General features: G+C 70.1%; 21 protein-coding genes, 1 tRNA gene and 3 pseudogenes. 2 read left to right on the forward strand and 23 right to left on the reverse strand.

Annotated features, from left to right (window positions below):
- Positions 1–8: 8 nt before the first annotated feature.
- The 13 genes and pseudogenes from ACFSOX_RS16230 to ACFSOX_RS16290 all read right to left on the reverse strand — a co-directional run bounded on the left by ACFSOX_RS16230 (position 9) and on the right by ACFSOX_RS16290 (position 11830).
- Positions 9–332: a hypothetical protein gene (locus ACFSOX_RS16230; RefSeq protein WP_378478856.1), complete on the reverse strand. Its 324-nt coding sequence runs from the start codon at positions 330–332 to the stop codon at positions 9–11.
- A gap of 307 nt (positions 333–639) precedes the next feature.
- Positions 640–1329 carry a recombinase family protein gene (locus ACFSOX_RS16235; RefSeq protein ID WP_378478857.1) on the reverse strand — a complete coding sequence of 230 codons (690 nt, stop codon included), beginning with the start codon at positions 1327–1329 and terminating at the stop codon, positions 640–642.
- Positions 1330–1525: 196 nt separating this feature from the next.
- Positions 1526–2137, reverse strand: a complete 612-nt coding sequence (locus tag ACFSOX_RS16240; protein ID WP_378478858.1) for a hypothetical protein — start codon at positions 2135–2137, stop codon at positions 1526–1528.
- Between the two features lie 513 nt (positions 2138–2650).
- On the reverse strand, positions 2651–3724 hold the full coding sequence (locus ACFSOX_RS16245; protein ID WP_378478859.1) for an AAA family ATPase: 1074 nt from the start codon (positions 3722–3724) through the stop codon (positions 2651–2653).
- 457 nt (positions 3725–4181) lie between these two features.
- Positions 4182–4526: pseudogene (locus ACFSOX_RS16250) on the reverse strand (BRO-N domain-containing protein); the annotation flags it as partial.
- A 96-nt stretch (positions 4527–4622) separates the two neighbouring features.
- Positions 4623–4964 (reverse strand): annotated as a pseudogene (locus ACFSOX_RS16255) (BRO-N domain-containing protein); the annotation flags it as partial.
- A gap of 464 nt (positions 4965–5428) precedes the next feature.
- Positions 5429–5719 carry a hypothetical protein gene (locus tag ACFSOX_RS16260; protein ID WP_378478860.1) on the reverse strand — a complete coding sequence of 97 codons (291 nt, stop codon included), beginning with the start codon at positions 5717–5719 and terminating at the stop codon, positions 5429–5431.
- Between the two features lie 260 nt (positions 5720–5979).
- Positions 5980–6801, reverse strand: coding sequence for a hypothetical protein (locus ACFSOX_RS16265; protein WP_378478861.1), 822 nt, complete (start codon positions 6799–6801; stop codon positions 5980–5982).
- A 34-nt stretch (positions 6802–6835) separates the two neighbouring features.
- The gene (locus ACFSOX_RS16270) at positions 6836–8422 is read right to left on the reverse strand and encodes a DUF6538 domain-containing protein (RefSeq protein ID WP_378478862.1); all 1587 of its coding nucleotides are present in this window, start codon (positions 8420–8422) and stop codon (positions 6836–6838) included.
- Between the two features lie 92 nt (positions 8423–8514).
- A tRNA-Thr gene (locus tag ACFSOX_RS16275) sits at positions 8515–8589 on the reverse strand.
- A 471-nt stretch (positions 8590–9060) separates the two neighbouring features.
- Complete coding sequence (locus ACFSOX_RS16280) at positions 9061–10041, reverse strand: Bug family tripartite tricarboxylate transporter substrate binding protein (protein ID WP_378478863.1); 981 nt, start codon at positions 10039–10041, stop codon at positions 9061–9063.
- Between the two features lie 96 nt (positions 10042–10137).
- Positions 10138–10836 (reverse strand): RraA family protein, encoded by a 699-nt coding sequence (locus tag ACFSOX_RS16285; RefSeq protein ID WP_378478864.1) that lies wholly within the window; start codon positions 10834–10836, stop codon positions 10138–10140.
- Positions 10837–10897: 61 nt separating this feature from the next.
- The gene (locus tag ACFSOX_RS16290; RefSeq protein ID WP_378478865.1) at positions 10898–11830 is read right to left on the reverse strand and encodes an NAD(P)-dependent oxidoreductase; all 933 of its coding nucleotides are present in this window, start codon (positions 11828–11830) and stop codon (positions 10898–10900) included.
- 137 nt (positions 11831–11967) lie between these two features.
- Here ACFSOX_RS16290 and ACFSOX_RS16295 point away from each other — a divergent pair, with 137 nt between their 5' ends.
- Positions 11968–12915, forward strand: coding sequence for a LysR family transcriptional regulator (locus tag ACFSOX_RS16295; protein ID WP_378478866.1), 948 nt, complete (start codon positions 11968–11970; stop codon positions 12913–12915).
- A gap of 50 nt (positions 12916–12965) precedes the next feature.
- The gene (locus tag ACFSOX_RS16300) at positions 12966–13262 is read left to right on the forward strand and encodes a hypothetical protein (RefSeq protein ID WP_378478867.1); all 297 of its coding nucleotides are present in this window, start codon (positions 12966–12968) and stop codon (positions 13260–13262) included.
- A gap of 3 nt (positions 13263–13265) precedes the next feature.
- Here the strand turns inward: ACFSOX_RS16300 and ACFSOX_RS16305 are convergent, their stop codons facing one another.
- The 10 genes and pseudogenes from ACFSOX_RS16305 to ACFSOX_RS16350 all read right to left on the reverse strand — a co-directional run.
- Positions 13266–14624 (reverse strand): dihydroorotase, encoded by a 1359-nt coding sequence (locus ACFSOX_RS16305; protein ID WP_378478868.1) that lies wholly within the window; start codon positions 14622–14624, stop codon positions 13266–13268.
- 26 nt (positions 14625–14650) lie between these two features.
- Complete coding sequence (locus tag ACFSOX_RS16310) at positions 14651–16087, reverse strand: amidohydrolase family protein (protein ID WP_378478869.1); 1437 nt, start codon at positions 16085–16087, stop codon at positions 14651–14653.
- Positions 16084–17136: an ornithine cyclodeaminase family protein gene (locus ACFSOX_RS16315; protein ID WP_378478870.1), complete on the reverse strand. Its 1053-nt coding sequence runs from the start codon at positions 17134–17136 to the stop codon at positions 16084–16086. Before ACFSOX_RS16315 ends, ACFSOX_RS16310 begins: the two co-directional genes overlap by 4 nt.
- Positions 17137–17190: 54 nt before the next feature.
- Entirely contained in the window at positions 17191–17979 is a 789-nt protein-coding gene (locus ACFSOX_RS16320; protein WP_378478871.1) for an ABC transporter permease, read from the reverse strand.
- Positions 17976–18764 (reverse strand): ABC transporter permease, encoded by a 789-nt coding sequence (locus ACFSOX_RS16325; RefSeq protein WP_378478872.1) that lies wholly within the window; start codon positions 18762–18764, stop codon positions 17976–17978. Before ACFSOX_RS16325 ends, ACFSOX_RS16320 begins: the two co-directional genes overlap by 4 nt.
- Complete coding sequence (locus tag ACFSOX_RS16330) at positions 18764–19573, reverse strand: ABC transporter ATP-binding protein (protein ID WP_378478873.1); 810 nt, start codon at positions 19571–19573, stop codon at positions 18764–18766. The genes ACFSOX_RS16325 and ACFSOX_RS16330 overlap by 1 nt, the downstream gene beginning before the upstream one ends.
- A gap of 74 nt (positions 19574–19647) precedes the next feature.
- Positions 19648–20685, reverse strand: coding sequence for an ABC transporter substrate-binding protein (locus ACFSOX_RS16335; RefSeq protein WP_378478874.1), 1038 nt, complete (start codon positions 20683–20685; stop codon positions 19648–19650).
- Positions 20682–21533, reverse strand: a complete 852-nt coding sequence (locus tag ACFSOX_RS16340) for an FCD domain-containing protein (RefSeq protein ID WP_378478875.1) — start codon at positions 21531–21533, stop codon at positions 20682–20684. The genes ACFSOX_RS16335 and ACFSOX_RS16340 overlap by 4 nt, the downstream gene beginning before the upstream one ends.
- Before the next feature lie 186 nt (positions 21534–21719).
- Complete coding sequence (locus ACFSOX_RS16345; protein ID WP_378478876.1) at positions 21720–23156, reverse strand: amidohydrolase family protein; 1437 nt, start codon at positions 23154–23156, stop codon at positions 21720–21722.
- 99 nt (positions 23157–23255) lie between these two features.
- Positions 23256–23794, reverse strand: a pseudogene (locus tag ACFSOX_RS16350) (hypothetical protein); the annotation flags it as partial.

A 23794-nucleotide genomic window follows, 5' to 3' on the forward strand; every position in this document is an offset into this window, starting at 1 on the left:
CGGCGCGTCTATCCATCGATGCCGGATTGCTTTTCTGTGACGATTCCGGCGGAATCGTGGGACTCGGAGCCGTGCGGCTCGGCCGGCGCGGCCGTGCCGCAGGCCTGTCCGCCCGTTTCGGCCGGCGCCGCCCGGTCGCACGGATCGACCGCACCGGGCGCCGTCGTCAGGCCGGTCGCCTCCGGCAGGCCGGCCGCCGCCGGCGGATCGGCCGCCTCCGGGGCGCGGCGCGCCCGCGACTGCATCTTGCGGCGCTTGAGATTGTCGCGCAACGCCGCCGCGAGCCGCTGCTCGCGCGCCACGCGCTCCCGATCCTTCCCGGCCGCCGTCATGGCGGCCTTAGAGCACGGCGAGGAGGGGGGCGCAACACGGCGGGCGACACGGGACGCGAGTGGCCACGGCGACCCGGAGCCGGCTTGGCGCGCGTGCTGTGACGATCCGAGACGGACACAAATCGCTGGTGCTGCCGGACAGGATTGAACTGTGGCAAGCGCCGTACAGGTTATTGATCTTGAACGGCTTTCGGCTCCGTCGTGAGACTTTGGTGTACCAGGCCGGGGCTCCGAGGGGAAGCCGATCGGTGGCGCCCCGACCAAAAAGACAGATGACCTGAAACCTCGGACGAGAAAAATGCGGTGATCACGTCGCGACCCGCCGCAGCACCCGCGACACCTGCATGGGCGTCCAAGCGCCGCCGCCGCGGCTCGTCGGGATGCCGCGTGCAGTCAACGCTCGCGCCATCGCGCCGAGCGAGGTGACGCCGGCCGCTCTCAGCTCGCGGATCACCGGCTCGAGATCGGCCGCTCGCGCCTCCGAGCGGGCCGTCTGAGCGGCGCGGCCGGCCGCACGGGCTTCCGTCGACACGACCACGCCGCGGTTGCCGCCGAGCTTCCGGCCCCGCGCCTTCGCCGCGGCCAGTGCCGCCTTCGTGCGGGTGGAGATCAGCCCCGCTTCAAGCTCGGCGACGGCGACCATCTGTTGCAGCATGAACCGGCCGGTCGGCCCCTCGATCGCCGGAAGGTCCGCGAAGCGAACGTCCACACCCGCGTCGAGCAGCCGCGACAGGAAGCTGACGGACCGGGTGAGGCGGTCGACCTTGGCGACGATCAGCGGCGCCCGGTGAAGCCGCGCGGCGGCGAGCGCCCTGTCCAGCTCCGGCCGGTCGGACTTCCGCCCGCTCTCCACCTCGGTGAACTCGGCGACCACCGACCAGTCCCCGCCGTTCAGATAGCGGGCGACCGCCTCGCGCTGCGCCTCGATCCCGAGGCCGGAAGCGCCCTGCTTCGCAGTCGAGACGCGGTAGTAGGCGACGAACGCGCCGTGTGCCATGGCGGCTCCTCCTCAGTCCCGCGGGGTCGGGTTGCCACGGAGGAGCGCGAACAGGACGAAGTTGACGACGACCCCCAGAACGAAGGTCACGAGAAGAGGCACCATGAGGATCACCAGCGTGTAACGACTGTGTCAACGAACGTCGACACGGATGTTATGCGCTATGGCGGTGCGGCTGGCAAGCCCGTTCTGCGGCTCACGCCCCCTTCGGACCGCCGGGAAGCCGGAACGAGCCCCACGGCGTTCCCTTCGGCGAGTGCGGCGGGGGCGGACCATCCAGCGTGGCGACCTTCGGCGGGTCGGTGCGGTGCCAAGTCCGTGCCGGGAGCGGCCACGGGCACGAGGTCGGCCGGGGCTCCGGAACCAGATCGCGGTGACGGGTGATCGCGTCCGGGACGTAGTTCGAGAGACCGCGCAGGTCGTAGACCTTGTCCACTTCGCCGGGCCGGAGCACGAGCCACCATGTCCGCTCCGCCGCCCTGCTGGTGATGCCGAGGTTCCGCCGGAGCAGGTTTAGCGGGTTGCCGTCCCGGAACGCCGGGCCGAGACCGTACTCGGTCGGCCGGAAGCCGAGCAGCAGCCGTGCCACGATCGGCCGGCCGGCCCGCGGATCGTCATCCCCGACCACGACGTTGCCGTGCTGGACGCCCCACAGCCGGAAGCCGGTGGCGGCGGTGACGCGGTCGAAGTCGTCGGGGGTGATCAACACGGGCCAGCCGGCGGGACCGACCGACAGCAAGAGCGCCGGGCTGCCGTCCAGCGTCTCGCCGGATTGCACGATGGGCGCCGACACGATGCGGCTGGTCATGGGCGAGTGCTCCTTCGGTGTGGTCGGGGCGGTGCCGGCTCGGCGGCGGAAGGCAGGGCGACGCGCGGCGTGGCTCTCGGAACGACGGGCTGAGTCGCTGTCCAGTTCAGCGACCGCCCCGGCCCGGGGGGAATGACCGCAGCGGCGTGGATCGAGGGGGCGGCTCGGAAATTGTCGCCAAAACATGCCGGGTCGTTTCCCCACGGCCCCATCCGCGGGTCATCCGGCGTTCTGCTACGCTCTCGAACGGACGTGAACGGACGCGCTCCGATCGGCGGCGAGGCCCGGGCGGGCAGACGTGAAATCGTCCTTGGGTGCGGGGCAGATAACGCATTGTGAAAAAAGCGAAAAATGCCGACGTTCAGCGTTCACGACCTATCATGAACATGAACAGTGAAGCGTCTGGCAGGGCGAAGCACCAAGGTGACTTCTTGGGGCGACTGTGACCGCCCTGAACGCGCCGGCCGGGGCGGGTGTCGGACCCGCTGGTCTCCCGGTCGGTCGGGTGGTGGTTCAGAAGTCGTTGTGCGCGTCGTCCTCGTCGGCCTCCGCGGCATCGGGGAAGGCGTCCAGGCCGCTCTCGCTCGCTCGTGCCGCCTGGACGCAACGCTTCCAGTCCGGCGCCGTGATGAGCTTGCCGGCGATGGCGGTATTCTTCAGGCCCGATAGCTTGCCGGTCGACACGCCCAAGGCCTTCGCGAGGTCCGCGTCACGTCCGTAGCGGCAGGTCTTCACCAGGGCCACGACCCGCCCCAGTACCGCGTTCTCGCTCTCCTTCCACCGCCACCGCAGCGTTCCGTCGTCGGCCTCCTCCAGCCACACGCTGGTCTCCACGATGGTGTCGTTCCGGCGCCCGCGGTACTTCGTGAACGCCAGATCGAAGGCGGTCGTGTGCCGGGACGCGACGCCGCTGTTCGCCTTCAGGCCGATGATCGCCTCGAAGGTCGTCGCGATCTTCGACGACCCGCGGTAGCTGTCGCCGCCCTTGTTGGAGTGGTGGACCAGGATGGTCGCGATCCCCGCCTGCTTCATGCGGAGCAGGAAGGTCAGCACCGGGTTCATCGCCGCGGCGTCGTTCTCGTCGTCGACCCCGGCGAGGACCGAGAAGTTGTCCAGGATCACGAGGTCCGCCTTCATGCCGCGGGCGCGGGCGTAGATCGTCTGCTGCCCTTCCGGCGTGGCGATGTCCGGGAACGACGCCTCCGGATCCTGATGGCTGCGCACCAGGAGCCGCAGGTTCTTCGCCGCCGCGTCCACGTCCAGGCCCTCGACGGCGTCCTTCAGGACCACGAGGCGGTCCTTCAGGTCCGCCAGCGCCATCTCACCGTCCACGTAGAGGACGCGGAAGGGGTGCGGCGCCTTCCATCCGAGGAACTTGCCGCCGCCGGCCGCCGCGAGCGCGATCGACAGGGCCGCCATGGTCTTGCCGACGCCGGGCGCCGCCCAGAGCATCAGGCTCTCGCCCTGCTTCATCAGCGGGTCGAGGATGTAGTCGCGGACCGGGAGGTCCGTGCTCAGCAGGTCACCGAGGGACAGCGAGCGAAGGCGAGCGCCATCGTCCGCCCCACGGTCATTCCGTTGGGTCATGTTCACCTGTTCGAGGTTGAGGTGGTGGATCGCCAAGCGGCCGGCCGAGCCCGTCAACGGGCAGGGCGGTCCGATCTAGGCTGTTAGTGTCCCAATTGCCATTCTGGGCTGCAGGGTTAGATTGTGCTGCCGAGAGTTGAGCGTTCCAGGCTGCTATTGTAGGCCCGATTGACCGCCGGCCGGACGGAGGCCGGGCCGGTCCATAGTCGGTCCACGCTTATGCTGTTGCTCACCCTTCTGCGCCGCGCGGCTTCAGGCGGTCCGCCTCGGCCTGCGCCTTGGCCTTCGCCGCCTCGGCCGCCTGCTTCTCCGCCTGGGTCCGGGCGTGGGCTTCCTGCTCCTCGGCGAGCCGGATCAGGGTCGCGGCGTGCTGCCGAAGCGCCTCCGTGAAGGTCGCCGGGAGCGGCATCATCTCGGTCGCGCCCACCTCCACGGTCGCCGGGTCGGCGCCGGCCAGGACGTAGCCGCCCGTCTTGCGGATCGCCGGCAGCACCTCCCGGACCACCCAGTCCTGGAACGGCCGGGCGATCGGCTTCTTCGACCGCATGATCAGCCGATAGAGGCCCGCCTCGGAGACGGTGCGGGCCTGCTGGGGGCCGCCAGGGGTGTCAATTGAAGTGACCCCCTTCTCGTCGTCGCTCAGCTTGCGGAGGGCCATGGCTTGATGCTGCCGGAGGCCAAGGACCGAGGTCACGTCCCCCGCCACGAACCAGGGCGCCCCGTCGAGGGTCGCCACGCGGACCTTGTGGGTGGTCTCCAGCCCATTGATCAGGGCCGTGAAGTCGAAGGTCGAAACCGTCACCCCCCGGTTCAGCTCGTCCTCGGACAGCTCGCCGGTGACGACCTTCTCCTCCCCGGCGATGTAGCCGTGGTCCTTGCGGATCGCCGGCAGGACCGTGCCGTTGAGCCAGTCCTGGAACGCCGCGACCTCTGGCCGGACCCGCTGGGCCCGCCCGATGAGCTTGTAGAGGCCGCTCTCGGAGATCGCGAGCAGGTAGGGGTAGCCCCGGATACCGAGGGAAGTTTCCGCGGTATTGCGATGGATGAGGCGCGTCTCGTCGTCGTTCAACCCCCGCATGAACATGCTTGCGCTGCCCTCTTTGGGGATGCGGTAGCCGAGCGCGACACACACGTCCTTCGCCACGAACCAGGGCGCTCCGTCGATGGGCACCACCCGCACCTTGCGGATGATCTCCTCGCCCCCGACCAGGGCCGTGAAGTCGAACGTCGAAACCGTCATTCCGGTTCAGCTCGTCCTCGGACAGCTTCGCGGGATGCCGTGATGGCGGCCGTGAGCAGCGGCTGGCGTGAGGAGGGCATTCACAGTCTTGCGTGTCGCCGGCAGCATCAACAGGGAGCGGGTGCCAAGCAGCGGACACGCTCATCCCCCGTCTAACGAAAACGAGCTGGGACATGGCCCCGCTCGCTGTCGCCGCAAGTCACTGGATGCGCTCAGTCGCGGCCGTCGAACCCACCACCGCCACGCCATCCCTTCATCCAAGCGAGCCAAACGCCGAATGCTACGGGCAGCACCCAAAACAGCAAGAATAGCCACACGCCATGCATATACGCCTCCTCACCGCTCGCCGTGCCCTTCCGGGACTCCCTGAGACGCGAAGGGCGGGCCGATGGCCGTCACACCGCCCGCCCCCGAGAAGCCGCCAGCGACCCGCTACGGGCCGCCAGCGCCGGGTCTGTCCACCGTCAGGGATTGACCGGGAACACCACCTCCCACACCGCCGCCGGGGCGACCGTGACGTCTTCCACGCCAGCCTCCCGGAGCACGTCGGGAGCCGGCAAGGTGCGGCAGGGGAGCATGGTGCGGGCCTTGCGGTCGTCGACCACCAGTTCACGGACGGGGTCCACCATCAAGCCGAACACCCATGGCTCGGTGCGGGCGAGGAAGCTCCACGCCGTGTCGAAGCCGGCCGGAATGTCCGGCGCGAGCAGGGCGGCGGGAATGGCGGAGAGGTTGCAGTTCTCAGTTGCGCTCACGGTCAGTCTTCTTGCCTGGGTCATGGTTGCCAAAACGGGATTGCCTTCGTAGTGGCAGGAATTCAGTCCCACCACCAGGGAGCGGTATGCCGGCCCGGAGTCCACGGGTCAAGCGCCTCAGCACGATCCGCCTTGGTCTGCCTCGCCGGCCCGGCGTCGGCCGGCCCCGTTCAGTCGTCCGACAGCTTCCTGCGGCTCCACGCCCGCAGCGGCGTCCGACGGCCGTTCTTCCGCTTCTCGTCGCGGGCGGGGGAGGTCAGTCAGCGGCGTCGTAATCGCCCTACACTCGCCTCCGATGGGCTCGACTGCTCCAAACTCAAAGCCGCCAGCTCCCGAGCAAACGCCCTGATGTGCTGTCGCGCTTGGTGTTTGAAGTAGAGGAACGGGGCGAGGAAACAGATCAAGCTCGTCCAGGCGATCGCGCTCGCGAAGGCCGTGCCGTCCAATCCTGCGAACGCCAGAAACACTGTGAGAACGGCCACGGCGACAGCCAGCCCGGTCATACCAGCAACGAGGGGATCGTGCTCGGGAGGCGGGGCATATGCCGAAGCCCTCTTCTTCGCAGTTTGCCACCGGAGATCAAAAAGATCGGCATGCACCGGCATGGAGGAAGGCATTGCCTCTGATCTCAGATCAGGGGCTGCGTCGCCCTCCTTGTCCGTCTCTCGGTCTGCAGCGTTCGCCTGATCGGCCTCCTTGAGCATCTTGTGTGCAGCCTGCAGTGCCGGACTGCGTTCAGCATCGAGCGGCGCATCGTTCGCCTGTGCATCCGCCGGGGCGGGGCGCGGTGGCGCGAAGGATTGCTCAGTTTCGACGGATGCATTCTCTCTCGCCTGTATCCGCCGCCGCCGCTCAGCAGCCCAGATCACCAAGCCGGTCCAGATGAGCAGAGCGACCGTGGTCATCGCGAGGGAAACGAGGCTGATGGGACGATACGATAGGCTCGCTACGGCGTAGATCGCACCAAACATGAGGGCTACATAAAGGGCCATGCCCGGATGGCGAAGAAAGCCCCCACACAAAATGGCTATCACGATGATAACGGGGTCGAACAGATGCGCGACCACGGTGCTCAGGACCACGGCAGTCTTCCTTTCGTTCTGACAGCAGGGCGGGCTACAGGGCGCCGTACCGAGGGAACTTCTCCATCAGCTCAATCCGGGCCTTCAGGGTGACGCGGGTGTACTTCCGGCCCTGCGTGACTGCCGCGTGGCCGCAGATCGCGTCGAGCTTGACCTCGTCGAGACCGGCTTCACTGCCTCGCGTTTTGAAGGTGTAGCGCCACGCATGGCTGGGCTGGACAGCCGGGTCGGGGACGACCTCACGAACGGCTTCCCGGATGCGGCTATACACGCCCTCGGCGGACCCTGTGGCGGTGCCATCCGCACCGCGGCGGCAGAAGAGGTGCCCATCTTCCGCGGCCTTCACGAAGTCGATGAAGCCCACCTCGATCAGATGTTGATGGACGGGCACGTCGCGGAACTGGTTCGTCTTGATCCCACCGGCTTCCGGCGTGAGCCGGATCACCCACGCCCCGTCCTCCCGCCTCACGTCCTGCTTCCGAAGCTGGACCATCTCCATGACGCGGGCGCCTGAGTACGCGCACAGCCACGGCACCCACCGCTTCGCCGCGGTCGTCTTCGGATCCTCCCGGTCCGTGCCGGTGACGGCCAGCGCCGCGCGAAGGATCGCGGCGGCTTCGTCGGGCGTGAAGTACCGTTCCCGGACCTCGGGTTTCCCACGCCCTTCGATCCACGCCTCCTCCGCCGGGTTCGTGCCGAGCCATCCGGCCCGCTTCCCCCACGCGAACATCGCGCGAAGCGCGGCAAGGTCGGTGTCGTTGATGGTCTTCGCGCTGATGCCGGAGGAGCTTCGCTCGTTCGCCCATCGCTGAACCGCAGCCGGGGTCACACGGCGCAGATCGTCGTGCCCGAGCGCCTTCGTGAAGCGCAACACCGCCGCCTGCCATCGCTTCGCCGTGCGTGGTCGGACGCCTCGGGCGACCGCCGCAACCTGCCACGCCTCGACCAGGGCGCTGATGCTGCGGCCCGCGTCGGGCTTGGCGTCCGGCCCTTCCCATGTCGGGAACCGCGTCGCGTAGGCGTCCGGCGCGTAGTCGCCGTCCGCGTTCCGCGCCAGCTTCTCCGCCGCTTCGGTGAGATCCCGCGAGAGCGCCTCGATCAGCCGCCAGCGACTCGTGTCGTCGGTGACGATGCCTTCGCGCAGAAGCACGGCGTCGACCATCTTCCCGAAGCGGCTCTCCAACGAGAACTCGCGCCGGTCGGCATGGTCGTCGAAGATGCCGAGTTGGGCACCGAGCCCATATTGCCCGAGCCGCGCATCGCGGTTCGCCTCGGCGATCGCCCGCCATTGCTCCGCCGCGATCACGGGATCCTCTTCCAGACCTTCGGTGAAGGCTCGGTAGACCAGACCGGAGAGCCCGGCGACCTGCTTCGGGGTCAGCGGCGTCGGCCCCTTCCGTAGCGCCTCAATCTGGCGCTCGACCGCTGCAGCGACCTCCGCACACTTCGCCTTCGCGGCCTCCCGGTCGGCGGTGCCGAGAGACACCTTGATGTGCGTCGCACCCCACCCGGCCGGCTTCCGGGCTCGTGGAAGCGCCGCAACGATGTGTCGCAAATCGGCGGGTATCTTCCGCCGGTAGTACCAGCGGTCTGAGCCTTTGAGCTTGGTCGGGCAGGTCATTCTGAGGGCCACGGTGTACCATCCCGGTGTACCAGGGACGGAGCCGAAAGGCCAAGAAGATCATTAACCTACTGATATTGATTAGTTATTTCTGGTGCTGCCGGACAGGATTGAACTGTCGACCTCTCCCTTACCAAGGGAGTGCTCTACCACTGAGCTACGGCAGCATCAGGCTCGCGCGGGCGGTGCGACGCGGTGCGACGCAGTCTCCGGCGACGCGGTTCCATGCCACAAGCCCCGGGGCGGCGCAAGCGCCGCGGCGGAGCTTCTCCCCCGGGGTCGGCCGGCGGCCCGGACCCGGCCGTGAAGCGGCGAGTTCCGGGCACGCGGGCGCCGCGCGTCCTTCCGCACCGACCGGCGGCGCGGCGGATCCTGCGGCGGATCCTGCGGCGGATCCTGCGGCGGGCTGTGGCGTGGCGAGGTGCGCGACGCGAGCGCCGCCGCCGGCCACGACCGCCGCCCCCGGAGGCGCGACCGCCCCGGCGGGCGGGTGACCCGGCCGGGGCGGATCTCCGGCCCGGCCGGCGGGGTGGCCGGGCCGGAGGTCGGGAGCGAGGGCATCGCCCTCGCTCGGGGCATCGCCGTCAGTTGGGCATCACCGTCGGTTGGGCATCACCGTCCCCGGGACAGCGAAGCCGTCACTTCGGCAGCGAATCGGCGAGCTTGCGGAGCGCGTCGATGCTCTTCGCCAGCGACGCCTGCCATTGCGCGCCCGGCAGATAGGCGAGCACCGGCGCGTCGCCCGGCGAGGCGGCGATGAACTCGGGATCCCGCACGCTCTCGGCGATCGCCGTCTCGAGCTTCTGCACGATCGCGTCCGGCACGCCCTTGGGCACCGCGACGCCGCGCTCCGACGACATCACCACGGCGATCCCGCCCTCGCGCGCGGTCGGCACGCCGGGCAGGGCCGGGGAGCGCGCGTCGGAGAGCTGCGCCAAGACCCGCATCTCGCCGGTCGCCCCGCCGTGCAGCTCTGGCACCTCGCCGACGCTGATCAGCCCGACGTCGAGATGGCCGCCGAGCACGTCGGTCTTTTGGGCCGCCGTGCCCTTGTAGGGCACCTCGTTGGGCGCGACCTCGGCGGCCTCGGCGAGCAGCCGGATCGCCAGATGGCTGTTGGTGCCGGTGCCGTTGTGGCCGAGCGCGATCGTCCCCGGCTTTTCGCGCAATGCCGCGAGCAGGTCGCCGAGCGTCTTGAAGCGGCTGTCGGCGCGCACCACCAGCACGGTCGGATCGTCGACCACGCGGGCGACGAAGCGCACGTCGTCGACGCTGTACTGCGCCTTCTTGATCATCGGCACGACCACGAAGGGCGGCAGGTTGACGACGCCGATCGTGTAGCCGTCCGGCGCCGAGCGGGTGAGGTACGCGCTGGCGATCTCGCCGGCCGCGCCGGGCTTGTTGATCACCACGATCTTGGCCTTGTCGCCGAGCCGCTTCTGCACCGACTGGAACAGCTTGCGCGCCATCACGTCGGTGCCGCCGCCGGCCGCGTAGCCGACCACGACCTCGATCGGCTTGTCGTCCGGCCAGGCCGCGAGGGCGGGCTGGCCGAGCGCCAGCGCGAGCGCCACCCCCGCGACGGTGCCGACCATGTGCCTGCGAGACATTCGTGTCATTGTTCGCCTCCCCTCGTGATCTTGCCGTCTCTCGCTCTGTCCGTCTCGGATCCGGGCCGCTGGTCGCGCGCCGTCGGGGGCGCGGCCCCGGCGCGATCAGAATCGATAGACCTCGTCGATGATCTCCGTGCCGCTCTGGCGCAGCTTGGCGTCGACCCAGGTGCGGTCGTAGCGGCCGGCCGCGATGTCGGCGAAGATCGTCTGCTCGTTGGCCGACATCGCCTGCGCGGCGGCCAGCACGGTGCGGGCGTCGCGGGCCGGGACGAAGACGACGCCGTCGGCATCGCCGACCACGATGTCGCCCGGCCGCACCACGGCGCCGCCGCAGGAGATCACCGTGTTGATCTCGCCGCAGCCGTTCTTGTACGGCCCCATCGGCGTATAGCCGCGCGAGAACACCGGCAGGACGCCGAGCGCCGCGATGCCGGCGCGGTCCCGCATCGTGCCGTCGAGCACCAGGCCGCCGATGCGGCGCTGTGCGGCATAGCGCACCATGATCTCGCCGATCAGCGCGTTGGTGGTGTCGCCCTGGCCGTCGACCACCACGATGTCGCCCGGCTGGGCGAGATCGAGCGCCTTGTGGATGAAGAGATTGTCGCCGGGATTGACCTTCACGGTGAAGGCCGGCCCGCACAGCGCCATGTCCGGGAGAACCGGCGCGATGGCGCTGCAGGCGCAGAACATGCGCGACATGTTGTCGGCGATGTTCGGCGTCGGCAGCCCGCGGAAGGCCTCGACGAGGTCGGGAGAGGGGCGCTCGATGCGGGTGTAGATGCGATTGCCGGGAAGCGACACGTCGGGCTCCGATTCGTGCTGGGCGTGACCGTCTCGGCCAGACGAGCCGGTCGTCGTTGTCTCAGGCGTAGGCGAATTGCGGGGCCGCGCCGCGCAGCACCGCGAGCACGTCGTCGACCACGATGGTGCCGACGCGCAGCAGCGCCTCCTCGGTCGCCGCGCCGACATGCAGCGTGCCGACGAAGTTCGGCTGGGCGAGCAGCGGATGGTCGGGCTTGGGCGGCTCCTCCTCGAACACGTCGCAGGCCGCGCCGGCGAGGCGGCCGGCGGCGAGGGCTGCGGCCAGCGCGCGCTCGTCGACCACGCCGCCGCGCGCCGTGTTGATCAGCAAGGCGCCGGACCGGCAGGCGGTGAGCTCGGCGGCGCCGATCAGATGGTGCGTCTGCGGGCCGTAGGGCACGCTGATGCTGATCACGTCGGCCTCGGCGAGCAGCGTCTCCAGGGCCGCGTGATGCGTGATTCCGAATGCGGCGGCGCTCTCGGCGCAGACGTAGGGGTCGTAGCCGGCGAGCCGCATGCCGAATCCGGCGCGGCCGATGGCGGCGATGCGCCGCGAGATGCGGCCGAGGCCGACGAGGCCGAGCGTCTTGCCGCCGAGCTCGGTGCCGGTCAGCTCCGGCGGGGCGAGACGGGTGGCCCCGGCGCGCAGCAGCCGGTCGTTCCCGGGCAGCTTGCGGGCGAGCGCCAGCATCAGGCCGACGGCGAGCTCGGCGACCGAGTCGACATTGGCGGTCGGCGTGTAGACGACCGTGACGCCGTGCTCGCGGGCCGCGCCGACGTCGATGGCGTCGACCCCGATGCCGTGCTTGCCGATCACCTTCAGTCTCGGCGCGGCCGCGATGCGGGCGCGCGGCACCGCGGCGGCCCGCACGATGACGGCGTCGGCCTGCGACCAGTCGCCGGCGCGCGGGTCGTCCCAGGTCACCACCTCGGCCTCCCGGCGCAACCGCGCGAGGGGGACCGCATGAATGGGCTCCGTCACGACGACTTGCATGGGCGCTCCGAGCGATCCGGCGAACCTGCGGTCGGGTCTCGCCTCCTCGGTGCCACGAGACGGATTATCGGAAAAGCGATCTATTCGAATGAATAATATCGGCTATAAGAATAATAACGTCAGTGTCGCGAGGACGCATGGACTCCCAGGATCTCGACCTCTTCCTCCAGGTGGCGCGGCACAGGACTCTGTCGCGCGCGGCCGAGGCGGCGCATCTGGCGCAGTCGACGGTGAGCAAGCGGATCAGGATGCTGGAGGAGCGGCTCGGCTATCCGCTGCTGGAGCGCGGCAAGGGCCTGAAGCGGGTCGCGCTGACGCCGCAGGGCGAGGCCTTCCTGCCTATCGCCGAGCGCTGGCAGGAGCTGGCGCGCGAGGCCTTCGAGGTGAACCGCTCGACGCCGCGCCGGCATCTCGTCATCGGCACCGTGTCGAGCGCCAACATGACGTTCATCCCGGAGCTGTGCCGCCGATTGTGGAACCGCTCGCCGCGCGTCTCCTACCGGGTGATCTCGCTCCACTCGGTCGAGATGTACGACGAGATCGAGAGGCGCACGATCGACGTCGGCTTTCCCCTCGTCGAGCAGACCGCCCAGAACGTCGCGGTGACGCCGTGCTTCTCGGTCCCGCTCGTCGGCGTCCGGCTCAAGCAGGGCGGTCCCCGAAAGGTCGACGTGCGCGCGCTGCCGGCGGAGACCTGCGTGTTCGTTCCGTGGGGGACCAGCTACCTCACGTGGCACGACTACTGGTTCCACGCCGGCCAGAAGCCGTGGGCCGCGGTCGACAACCCGCTGCTCTTGTTCACCGTGATCGAGCATCCCGAGCAGTGGGCGATCGTGCCGCGCGGCATCGGCCATTCGATGCTGGCGACCGGACGGTTCGAGACGTTCCAGATCGATCCGGCGCCGCCGCAGCGAACCTTCTACAAGATCACCCACAAGACGCCGCGCAGCGGCGTCGCCGCCGCACTGCGCGTGTTCGACGAGGAGCTCGCCGGCACCATCCGGGACGGCTTTCCGGACATCTACACCGACATCCGGACAGGGCGAGCGGAGCGACGGTCGCGCAGGCCTCCGCGCCGGCCGTGACCGAACCGGTGCGGCGCCTCGTCGGTTGCCGGAGCGACGGAGGTTCCGTCATGCTCACACGGCCGATCATCGCGGCGCTCGTCTACATGATGGTGCAGGCGGTCCTGTTCGGGATCGGCACCATCCCGATCGTCTCGACGCCGCTCGCCGCGAATGCGAGCGAGCTCATGCCGCTGCACATCGTGCTGAGTTTCGTGGTGGCGGCTCCGATCGCGTGGGCTCTGGCGCCGCGCCTGCGTGCCCGCTGGTGGCGGCGCCGCGAGGCCCGCATCGCCGCCGGCTTGGAGCCTGCGCCGGACGCGCCGCGGCCACGGATCCGATCAGGACAACGGGCCAGCAGCGCGTGACGCTCAGGTCCGCCGGACGGTGACCGGCCGGCCCCAGCCGGGCGGGCCGACCGGACGGCCGTCCAGTGCCACGGTCTTGCCGCGCACGAGCGTGCGCACCGGCATGCCGTGCAGGGCGAAGCCTTCGAACGGCGTCGCGTTGCCGATCGAGTGCAGGCCTGCCGCCGTGATTCGGCCGGTCTTGCTCATGTCGATCAGCACGATGTCGGCATCGGCGCCGACCATCAGCACGCCCTTGCGGGGGAACATGCCGAACGCCTCGGCGGGCGCCTCGCAGGCCATGCGCACATACTGGCCGAGCGTGAGCCGCCCACGCGACACCTGCGCGAGCATCAGCACCATCGAGGTCTCGACGCCCGGGAATCCCGGTGCGCAGTCCCAGATCACGTCGCGCGTCTTCTCGGACATGAGATGCGGGGCGTGATCGGTCGAGAGCATGTCGATGGTGCCGTCGAGCAGCGCGTCCCACAGCGGGCCGGCGTGGCCGGGCTCGCGCACGGGCGGCTTCACCCGCATGAAGTTGTCGCCGAGCCGGCCTCCGTCATCGGTCGAGAGGAACAGGTAATGCGGGCAGGTCTCGACCGTCAGGTCGACGCCGCGCGCTTTCGCGAAACGGATGTGCGGCAGCGAATGGCGTGTGCTCTCGTGCGCGATATGCACCTTGGCGCCGGTCCATTCGGCGAAGATCGCGGTGCGGCTGACCGCTTCGACGGCGGCGAGGTCGATGTGCTGCTCGAGATGCGCGGCCGCATCGGTGCGGCCGGCGGCGCGCAGCGTCTCGCCGCGCCAGGTCAGCAGCGGCGTGTTCTCGGCATGCACGGTGGTGCGGATCCCGAGGCGTGCGAGGATTTCGAAGGCCGCGACGATGGCGCCGTCGGGCGGGCAGGGCACCAGCGGGTTCTCGCTGCCCATGTAGAGCTTGAAGCTCGCCGCGCCGGCCTGCGCCATCGCTTCGAGCTGATCGAGATTGTGCTCGCCGATCAGCCCGTAGAGCCCGTAATCGACGATCGCCTGAGAGCCTGCGATGGCGTGCTTCCGGTCCAGCGCGGCGACGCTGGCGGTCGGCGGGTTCGTGTTCGGCATGTCGAACACGGTGGTCACGCCGCCGACGGCCGCCGCCCGGGTGGCGCTGGTCCAGGTCTCCTTGTGGGAGAAGCCGGGCTCGCGGACATGCACGTGCACGTCGATGGCGCCCGGGATCACGTGCAGCCCGGTCGCGTCGATCGTCTCCCGCGCCGGCGGGAGCGTTCCGGGCGCGCCGATCGCGACGATGCGGCCCTGATCGACCGCGATGTCGGCCGCGACCGTCGTCTCGGGCGAGACGAGCAGGCCGTTCGTGATCACGAGATCGACCGAAGGCATCGGCGCGTCGGCGGTCCCGGCGGCCGTCACGGCACCACCCCGGCGATGTCGGTCGCGACCGCGAACAAATCGGCGTTGCGCGCCCGCAGCGACGCCGCCATGGCGCGCACCTCGCGCACCAGCGCGTCGGTGTCGAACGTGGTGACGCGGCCGCGATCGAGGATGACACGGCCGGCGACCATCACGGTGTCCACGGCGCCGCCCGTCTCGGCGAAGACGAGCTGCGCCACCGGATCGTTGAGCGGCGTCCACCACGGCGTGTCGAGCCGGTAGAGCACGAGATCGGCCGGCGCGCCCGGCGCGATCGCGCCGAGGCCGGGGCTTCGCAGCGCCGCGGCGCCGCCGGTGGTCGCCATGCGCAGAACGTCGCGGGCCGAGGTCCAGCGCGTGCGGTCCGGCTCGGCGGCGCGATGGCCGGTCGCGACGGCGCGCATCGCCTCGTGAAGCACCATGTTGTCGTTGGCGCTCGCCCCGTCGGTGCCCAGCGCCAGCGTCACGCCCCGCCGCAGCATCTCGGGCGCACGGGCGAGGCCGGTGCCGAGCCGGGCGTTGCTCTCGGGATTCAGCACGGCGACGACGCGGCGCTCCGCCATCAGGTCGATGTCGGCGTCGTCGAGCCAGATCGAATGCGCGCACGACCAGCGCGACGACAGCACGCCGAGCGTCTCCAGGTGCCGCACCGCCGTCTCGCCGTACTTCTGCGCGGCGATGCGGGCCTGCTTCTTGGTCTCCAGCAAATGCGTGTGGATGCCGGTGTCGTGCCGCTCCGCGAGTACGGCGCAGAGCTGCAGCGCCGCGTCGGTGCAGCGATCGGGATTGGACGGCGCCGGAAACACGGAGAGCCGACCGGCGCGACCGTGCCAGCGGGCGATCGTGTCGCCCATCAGGTCGCGCAGCTCGTCCACGGGTTGCGGCTTCAGAATCTCCACCCCCGCCATGCGGGCTTTCAGGTCGTCCGGCAGCGGTGCATCCGGAAAGATATCGGCGAAGGCGCCGTCGAAGAACCGCATGGCGAGGGCGGCCCGCAGACCGGTCTCCTCCCAGGCGGACAGCACCGCCTCCATGTCGGCCGCGGTGAATCGCTGGCCCGGAAAATGGTCGATCGCCGCCGTGGTGCCGCTCGTGATCATGCCCCAGGCGGCGAGCAGGACGGCGAGGCGGATCTCGTTCGACGTCCGGCGCGAGGTGTGCGCCTGGGTGAGCCACATGAAGGCGGGATGGCTCAGCCGGTCGCCGAAGCCCGCCATGGTGCTCGACTGCGAATGCATGTGAGCGTTGACGAGGCCGGGTGCGACCAGGCGGTCGCGGCCGTCGACGATCGTGTCCGGTGTCTCGGGTCCGGTATGATCGCCCGCCGCGACGGCGGCGATCACACCGTCACGGACCAGCACATGGCCGTGCGAAACGACAGTGTCGGCGGCGTCGAGCGTCAGGATCGCGGCGTCGCGGATCAGCGTGATCATCTGGGTGGTCCGTGGCTCGCCGGCGCCGTGACCGGAGCGCCGCCGCCCTCGCGCATGTCGAACTCGAGGCCGATGCCGTCCCGCACCGCACGCTCGTAGACCATGCCGGCCGTGATCACGTCCTGGGCCGCGATGCCGATCGACTTGAACACCGTGATGTCGAGGCCGGCCGGCATCGGCGGCATCTCGCCGCGGTCCAGAAACGCGCCGATCTCCCCGACGATCTGCTTGGGCCGCAGCACGCCGGTCGCGAGCGTGAGGGCGAGATCGCCGGCCCGCGTGGTGGCGCCGTCGAAATGATCCACGAAGACGCGGGCGCGGCGCATGAAGGCGTCGTCGACCTCGCGGTGGGTCGGGCGGTTGGCGCCGCCGAGAATCACGAAGGTGCCGGACCGCACCGCGTCCCCGGGGAAGATCGGCGTTTCGGCCGTGGTGACGGTTGCGATCACGTCGGCCTCTGTGGCGGCGGTCGCAGCGTCGGTCTCCACCGTGATGTCGATGCCGTCGAGCTCCGGCCGCGCGGCGAGCTGTGCCGCGAGACCGCGGGCGCGCTCGACGTTGCGGCCGACCAGGACGACGCGGGCGAAGCGCCGCACGGCCGACAGATACAGCACCGTCGCCGGCGCGATCTTGCCGGCGCCGAACACGGCCAGCGTGTGCGGCGCCGGCGGCGCCAGCACCTGCGTGGCCGCGGCGAATCCGGCCGCCGTGCGGTGATCGTTGAACGAGGACGTCGCCATATGGGCGAGCGGCACGCAGGCGACGCCGTCCCACAGGACGAGGCCGCTCGCCGCGGTGCGGGCCGGCATCGCGGCGTCCTTCGCGGCATCGGAATAGGCGTGGATGTTGGTCTTCACCACGAAACGACGATCGAACGAGTGCCCCGCCAGCACCAGGGCACCGCCCTTCGGGTTGGTGCGCAGCACGTCGAGCCGGCCGGGCGTCGGCATCTCGCCGGCCGCCTGCCGGCGATACGCCTCGGCGGCGGCCGCGATGGCGGCTCCGGGATCGATCAGGCGCTCGATGTCCCGCTCGGACAGAAGCCTCATGGTGCAGTCTCGACGAAGCCGGAGGAAATGCCGGCTGAGGAGGGTGAGGCGGGCTCAGGCCCGCCAATGGACGAAACGCTTCTCGCCGGCCGAGGTGAGCCAGAAGACCGACATCGCGATCGTAACCGAGGTGACGACCGCCGCCCAGAGGAGCTCGGTCTCGCGCATCTCGCCGGACTCCAGGATCAGGTTGCCGAGGCCCTTCGAGCCGGTGATCCACTCCGACAGCATCGCGCCGAGGATGGCGCTGGAAGCTGCGATGCGCATGCCGGTGAACAGGAAGGGCAGGGCGTAGGGGATGCGGACGTAACGGAGCTGCTGCCAGCGGCTGGCACCGTAGACATGCATCAGCTCGGCGGCGTTGCGATCGGCGCCGGCGAGGCCGCGCATCAGGTTCACGAGCAGCGGGAAGAACGAGACGATCGTCACCACGGCCATGCTGGTGGCGATGCCGCGACCGAGGAACAGCATGGCGAGCGGCGCTACCGCTGCGACGGGTGTCGAGCGGAACGCGATCACGACGGGCAGCGACGCCCGGGCGAGGTTGCGGCTCATCGAGAAGGCGAGCGCGATGCCGGTGGCGAGCAGCGTGCTGAGTGCGAGGCCGAGCGCCGCGGCGGTGAGCGTGAAGCCGGTCTGGGTCGCGATGGTCTTCAGGTTGACGACGAAGGCGTGCGCCACCGGGCCGGGCGGCGGGACCAGATAGGGCGGAATCCTGAGCGCGACGACGATGAGCTGCCAGGCGAGCACCAGGATGCCGACCGTGAGGGCCACCAGGGCGAGGCTCCGCGTCACCCGCAGCCCCGGTCGTTTCGTGGTGGTCGAGGTGGTCGCGTCGGTCATGGCTGGTCGGCCAGCTCGGTGGCCGGTTCCCAGAAGATCGCGACGCGCTCGACCGCGGCCCACACGGCGTAGCCGCTCGCCGCGAGCAGGCAGGTGAGAACGACGGAGAGCCACACCTTCGGCGTGTCGTAGGCGAACAGCGCATAGAGCATCATGGCGCCCACGCCGCGATCGGCCCCGGCCCATTCGGCCGTGATGGCGCCCAGCACGGCGGAGGGCGCCGCGATCTTGAGGCCGGCGAACAGATAGGGCAGCGCGCTCGGCACCAGCAGATAACGCAGCATCTGCAGCCGGGTCGCCGATAGCACGTGGAGCAGCTCGCGCTGGCGCATGTCCGCGGCGCGCAGTCCCTGGATGGTGCCGACCAGCATGGCGAACTGGCTGGTCAGCGCCGCGATCGCGATCTGGAGCTGCGAGCCGGTGCCGATCCAGGTGGCGAGCAGCGGCGCGAGCGCGATGATCGGGATCGAGTGCAGCGTCACGCCGAGATTGTAGACCGGGCCGTAGAGCGGCCGCACCAGCACGGCGAGCGAGGCGGCCGTGACGGCGATCGTGGCCGAGATCGCGTAGCCGACGGCGGCGCGCAGCGCGGTCTGGCCGACGTTCTCGTAGACCAAACGTGGATCGCGGATCGCCTCGGCGATCACCTGGCTCGGCGCGGGGATGAACACCGGCAGCAGCCCGGCGCGCTGCGCCGCCTCGGCGCCGCCGAGCAGCACCGCGACGGTGAGCAGCGGGCGCCACGACGCGGCGGCAGCGTGGTGCAGGCTGGTCGCCGCGCCCATCAATAGGCCTCGACCGGCTCGCCGGCGCGGGCCGGCTCGCTCTCGCGGCCGAACAGGCCGTCGCGCACCGCGTTGACGCAGTCGTAGAAGGCTCCCGTGCGCATCATCTCGAGGCCGCGGGGCCGGGGCAGCGGCACCTCGACGACCCCGGCGATGCGGCCGGGCCGAGCGCTCATCACGTGCACCTGATCGGCCATGAACACGGCCTCGGCGATCGAATGGGTGACGAGCAGGGCCGTGGTGCCGGACTCGGCCCAGATGCGCAGGAGCTCGAGGTTCATGCGCTGCCGCGTGATCTCGTCGAGCGCGCCGAACGGCTCGTCGAGCAGCAGAATGTCGGGCTCGAGCACCAGCGAGCGCGCGATCGCGACACGCTGCTGCATGCCCCCCGAGAGTTCGTGCGGCAGCGCCCGCTCGAAACCCTTGAGGCCGACCAGCTCGATCAGCTCGTCGGGCGTCTTCTGCGAGCGCCGCGCGCTCTTGCGGCCGACGACGTCGAGCGGCAGCTCGACGTTCTGTCGCACGGTGCGCCAGGGCAGGAGCGTCGGGCTCTGGAACACGAAGCCGATCGCGTGCTCGTGGCGAGCCGTCCGGGGCGAGTCCCCGGACAGCGTGACGGTGCCGGCGAAGGGGTGCATCACGTCGGCGACGAGGCGCAGCAGCGTCGACTTCCCGCAGCCGCTCGGCCCGATGATCGCGCCGAAGCTGCCGGCGGGAACATGCAGGTCGACCTTGTCGAGGGCGACGACGGGCTGGCCGCGTCCCTCGAACACCATCGTGACCTGATCGACCTTGATGTCCCGTGACACGCTGCGTCTCGTTCCTTCTCGTGATGTGCTCGCCGGAGGGCGCTGGCGCAGGGCCTCGCCGTCAGGCCTCGACGTCAGGCCTTGGCGGCGGCCTCGGCGAAGCTCGGATCGCACAGATCCGTCGCCTTCATGTCGCCCTTCACCAGGCCGACGCTGCGATAAAGCGCGATGATCTTGTCGAACAGCGCCATGTCGAGCACCAGGAGGCCCTTGTCGGCGGCGGGGCCGGCCTCGATGAACGGCTTGCTCTCCTTGATCTCGGCGAGCTGGGCCTCGTAGACGAGGCCGGGATTGCCGTACTTCTCCACCATCAGCTTGGCGGTCGCCTCGGGATTGGCGAGCGCCCAGCGCCAGGACTCGGCCGTGGCGCGCAGGAATTTCACGACGAGCTCGCGGTTGTCCTTGAGGAAGTCCTCGCGGGCGTAGATGGTGCCGGTGGTCTCCGGCAGGCCGAGGTCATGCGCGTTGAGGGTGACGATGTCGACGCCGCGCGTCTTCAGCATCACGCCCTGATTGGTCGAGTAGCCGGCATAGCCGTCGATCTGGCCGGAGACGAGCGCCGACGGATCGGGCGCCGACGGCACCAGATTGACGGAGGCAGGATCGAGGCCAGCCTCCTTGATCAGATAGAGCATCATCGGACGCCCCGAGGTCGCGGTCGCGATGGTCTTGCCGGCGAGCTGCTTGACGTTCGTGATCGGCGTCTTGGCGAGGCTGATGATGCTGTACGGGCTCTTCTGGAACACCGTGCCGATCACCTTGATGGGGATGCCCTTCTCGCGCGCGACGACGAGCGGGCCGATCGGCCGGTCGCCGATCTGCGAGCGGCCGCTCGCCACGTTGGCGACGGGATCGACGTTCGGTCCGCCCGACACGAAGGTCGGGTCGATGCCGAACTTCTTGTAGATGCCCTGGTCGATGCCGGCGAAGTAGCCGCCGTACTGGATGCTCTTGATCCAGGAGAGCTGGAACGACAGCGGCGTCTCCGAAGCGAGGGCGCGCGAAAATGCGCCGAGACCTCCGACCGACAGCGCGGCGGCCGATGCCGCCGCGGCGCCGCCGATCTCGAGAAACCTGCGCCGGCTGAGCGAGCGATCGTCGCGTGAGGTCATCGCGGTCTTCCTTTCTGGCTGGATGGGCGCGGACGGGCGGCGCCGGAGGTCCGGCGACGGGAAGGAGAACGTTCCGCGGAACGTGCCGGCGTCTCAGCAAGCGACGTGCCACGCGCGGGACGCCGCGGCGCGGCATCCGGAAAACGCGGGGCGACCATGCGGGCGATGTCGGCGGCGGCCTCGGCGATGTGGCGCTCGAGCAGCGTCGCGGTGCGCGCCGCGTCACGCGCCAGCGCGGCCTCGACGATGGCGCCGTGCAGGTCGGCGCCGACGCGCGGATGGCGGCCGGCCGCCTGCACGGCGATGCGGCGATAGCGGTCGAAGCGGTCGTGCAGGTCGTGACAGAAGCCGAGCAGCAGGGCCGAGCCGCAGGCGTCGATCAGCGCGAGATGGAAGGCGCGATGGCGGCGCTCCCAGTCCTCGTCGACGAGCCGATCCGGCGTGCGCGGCCGCCGCACGAGACGATGATGCGTGGCGAGAATCTGCGCCTCCCAGGCGTCGTCGCCGTGCGCGATGGCGTCGCGCAGCGCCATGGATTCGAGCCGGATGCGGGTCGCCGTGATATCGTCGAGCTCGCGGCGCGAGATCGGCGCGACGCGAAACCCGCGCTGGCCGTCCTGGATCACCAGGCCACGCCCGACGAGCTGCGCCAGCGCCTCGCGCATCGGGCTCATGCCGACGGCGTAGCTCTCGCACAGAGGCTCGAGCCGCAGCCGGCCGTCGGGCGCGAGGCGGCCGAACAGGATGTCGGCGGACAGGCGCCCCTGCACGGCCTGCGCGATGGTGCGCACTTCGGTCGCGCGGTCGATCCGGTCGGCATCGGACGCGCGGACGTCGGGTCGGTCCATGGTGGCTCCTCCGCTCTCGTCTCAGCAAGGGGCGGGCCACGCCGCTTTGCATGCCAGGTGTGGTGCGAGGGGTCGGCGCTGCCGCGAAACTGGGCAGCCTCGTAGGCAAACTGCCGTTTCGTATGCAAACCCGCGGAATTTCGAAATTTAAGCCCGCGGCCGCGCGACGACCGTCCGGGGGAGACGTCAGGGTAGTGCCGCCGCGATCTCGGCGGCGAGGCCGTGCAACGCGAAGTTGCGGGCGCGCAGACGCTTCACGACATCGCGCGCCTCGCGCAGCACCGGCTCGGGGTCGAAGGCGGTGATCCGCCCGGCCTCCATCAGCACGCGGCCGGCGACCACCACGGTATCGACCGTCGTGCCGGACCCGCCGAACACCAGCTGTGCGAGCGGATCGTTCAACGGTGTCCAGAACGGCGTCGTCAGATCGTGCAGCACGAAATCGGCCGGAGCGCCGGGCGCGATGCGGCCGAGGCCGCCGACCCGCAGCACGGCGGCGCCCGACAGCGTCGCCATCGTCAGGGCGTCGGCGGCGTTCGGCCAGCGGCGGCGGTCGGGCTCGCCCGGCCGCTGCAGCATCACGGCGAGCCGCATCACCTCGTGCATGTCGAGATTGTCGTTGGTCGAGGCACCGTCGGAGCCGAGCGCGACCCGCATGCCGGCGGCGAGCATGCGGGCGACCGGCGCGATGCCGGCCCCGAGCTTCAGGTTGCTCTCGGGGTTGTGGACCGCGATGGCGCCGCCCGCCGCCATGCGGGCGATGTCGTCGTCGCCGATCCAGATCGTGTGGGCGCAGGAGAGCCGGTCGGTCACGAGGCCGAGCCGGTCCAGATGCGCCACCATGGTGGTGCCGTAACGCGCTTGCGCGATCTCGGCCTGGATGCGGGTCTCCAAGAGATGCATGTGCACGCTGGTGTCGTATTTCAACGAGAGGTCGCGCACCGCCTCCAAGAGCGCGTCGCTGCAACGGCTCGGATTGGACGGCGCCGGACACACGCGGATGCGACCGTCGGCGCCGTGATCATGACGCGCGATCGCGTCGTCGATCAGGTCGAGCGACTCGTCCAAGGGCGGAGGCGTCAGCGGGTTGTTCGCCGTGACCGCGGCGGGCAACCCGCCCGGCGGATCGATGTCCGAATAGGGCTCGTCGAAGACGCGCAGCGCCACCAGGGCGCGCAGCCCGGCGATCTCGTATGCGTCCACCACCGCGTCCACGTCGGAGGAGGCGAAGCCCTGCTCGGGAAAATGATCGACCACGGCGGTCGTGCCGTTGCGCAGATGCTCGATGCAGCCGAGCAGCGCGGAAAGTCTGATCTCGTCGGCGCTGCGATGCGCCGTGTCGGCCTGGTTGAGCCACATGAAGGCCGGATGGCTCAGCACGTCGCCGGTGCCTTTCAGCACATTGAGGGGCGAATGCGTATGCGCGTTGACGAGGCCGGGGATCATGAGCTTGTCACGTCCGTCGATCACCGTCGTCTCGATCACCTGCGGGTCGGGCTCGATCGTCGCGGACGGCTCCCGCACCGCGGCGACGCGTGTTCCTTCGATCAGAACATCGCGGCGCGCCGGCGCGGTCGTGGCGTCGAGCACCAAGGCGTCGCGGACGAGAAGGCGGGTCGTCATGATCGTTCGGCCTGCGCGATGGAGGGCGGGTGCACAGGCGTCAGCAAGGCGCGTGCCAGGGCGGCGGCGGTCCGGCGCTTCGACGGGGCGCTGGTCGGCTCATCCGCCGTGCGCGCCGGCCGTCGTGCGCGCCGCGATCCGGGGTGCGTGGGGCGCCGTGGGCACCTCGCCGGCATCGACCGGCTCCGGATGCGCTTCGGCGTCGTCCGCTGCGAGGGCCGAGCGCGGCCGCGGACCGCAGGGGATCTCCAACGTGCAGGCGAGACCGCTCGGTCGCCAGTCGAGCGTCACGCGGCCGGCGATCTGCTGGTTGATGCTGGCCTCCAGGATCTTGGTGCCGAAGCCGCGCGACGACGGCTTGCGCACCGGCGGACCGCCGGCCTCGCTCCAGCTCACGATCACGCGCTCGCCGTCGAACCGCCAGGCGACGTCGAGCGAGCCCTCCTCCACCGAGAGCGCGCCGTACTTCACCGAGTTGGTCGCGAGCTCGTGCAGGGCGAGCGCCAGCACCTGGGCGCGGTCGGGCGGCAGCGAGACGGACGGGCCATCGGTGGCGATGCGCGGGCCGCCGCGCCGATAGGGCTCTAGAGCGGTTTTCGGTGTGGCTGAATCGCCGGGGGATTCCCTGGGCGGGTGAG

This window comes from Rhodoplanes azumiensis, assembly GCF_042682915.1.
GTDB classification, from domain to species: Bacteria; Pseudomonadota; Alphaproteobacteria; order Rhizobiales; family Xanthobacteraceae; genus Rhodoplanes; species Rhodoplanes azumiensis.

Coding starts and splice junctions, on each gene's coding strand:
- ACFSOX_RS16230 (WP_378478856.1), bottom strand. CDS start 332: ATGACGGCGGCCGGGAAGGATCGGGAGCGCGTGGCGCGCGAGCAGCGG.
- ACFSOX_RS16235 (WP_378478857.1), bottom strand. CDS start 1,329: ATGGCACACGGCGCGTTCGTCGCCTACTACCGCGTCTCGACTGCGAAG.
- ACFSOX_RS16240 (WP_378478858.1), bottom strand. CDS start 2,137: ATGACCAGCCGCATCGTGTCGGCGCCCATCGTGCAATCCGGCGAGACG.
- ACFSOX_RS16245 (WP_378478859.1), bottom strand. CDS start 3,724: ATGACCCAACGGAATGACCGTGGGGCGGACGATGGCGCTCGCCTTCGC.
- ACFSOX_RS16270 (WP_378478862.1), bottom strand. CDS start 8,422: ATGACCTGCCCGACCAAGCTCAAAGGCTCAGACCGCTGGTACTACCGG.
- ACFSOX_RS16280 (WP_378478863.1), bottom strand. CDS start 10,041: ATGACACGAATGTCTCGCAGGCACATGGTCGGCACCGTCGCGGGGGTG.
- ACFSOX_RS16290 (WP_378478865.1), bottom strand. CDS start 11,830: ATGCAAGTCGTCGTGACGGAGCCCATTCATGCGGTCCCCCTCGCGCGG.
- ACFSOX_RS16295 (WP_378478866.1), top strand. CDS start 11,968: ATGGACTCCCAGGATCTCGACCTCTTCCTCCAGGTGGCGCGGCACAGG.
- ACFSOX_RS16300 (WP_378478867.1), top strand. CDS start 12,966: ATGCTCACACGGCCGATCATCGCGGCGCTCGTCTACATGATGGTGCAG.
- ACFSOX_RS16305 (WP_378478868.1), bottom strand. CDS start 14,624: ATGCCTTCGGTCGATCTCGTGATCACGAACGGCCTGCTCGTCTCGCCC.
- ACFSOX_RS16310 (WP_378478869.1), bottom strand. CDS start 16,087: ATGATCACGCTGATCCGCGACGCCGCGATCCTGACGCTCGACGCCGCC.
- ACFSOX_RS16315 (WP_378478870.1), bottom strand. CDS start 17,136: ATGAGGCTTCTGTCCGAGCGGGACATCGAGCGCCTGATCGATCCCGGA.
- ACFSOX_RS16320 (WP_378478871.1), bottom strand. CDS start 17,979: ATGACCGACGCGACCACCTCGACCACCACGAAACGACCGGGGCTGCGG.
- ACFSOX_RS16325 (WP_378478872.1), bottom strand. CDS start 18,764: ATGGGCGCGGCGACCAGCCTGCACCACGCTGCCGCCGCGTCGTGGCGC.
- ACFSOX_RS16335 (WP_378478874.1), bottom strand. CDS start 20,685: ATGACCTCACGCGACGATCGCTCGCTCAGCCGGCGCAGGTTTCTCGAG.
- ACFSOX_RS16340 (WP_378478875.1), bottom strand. CDS start 21,533: ATGGACCGACCCGACGTCCGCGCGTCCGATGCCGACCGGATCGACCGC.
- ACFSOX_RS16345 (WP_378478876.1), bottom strand. CDS start 23,156: ATGACGACCCGCCTTCTCGTCCGCGACGCCTTGGTGCTCGACGCCACG.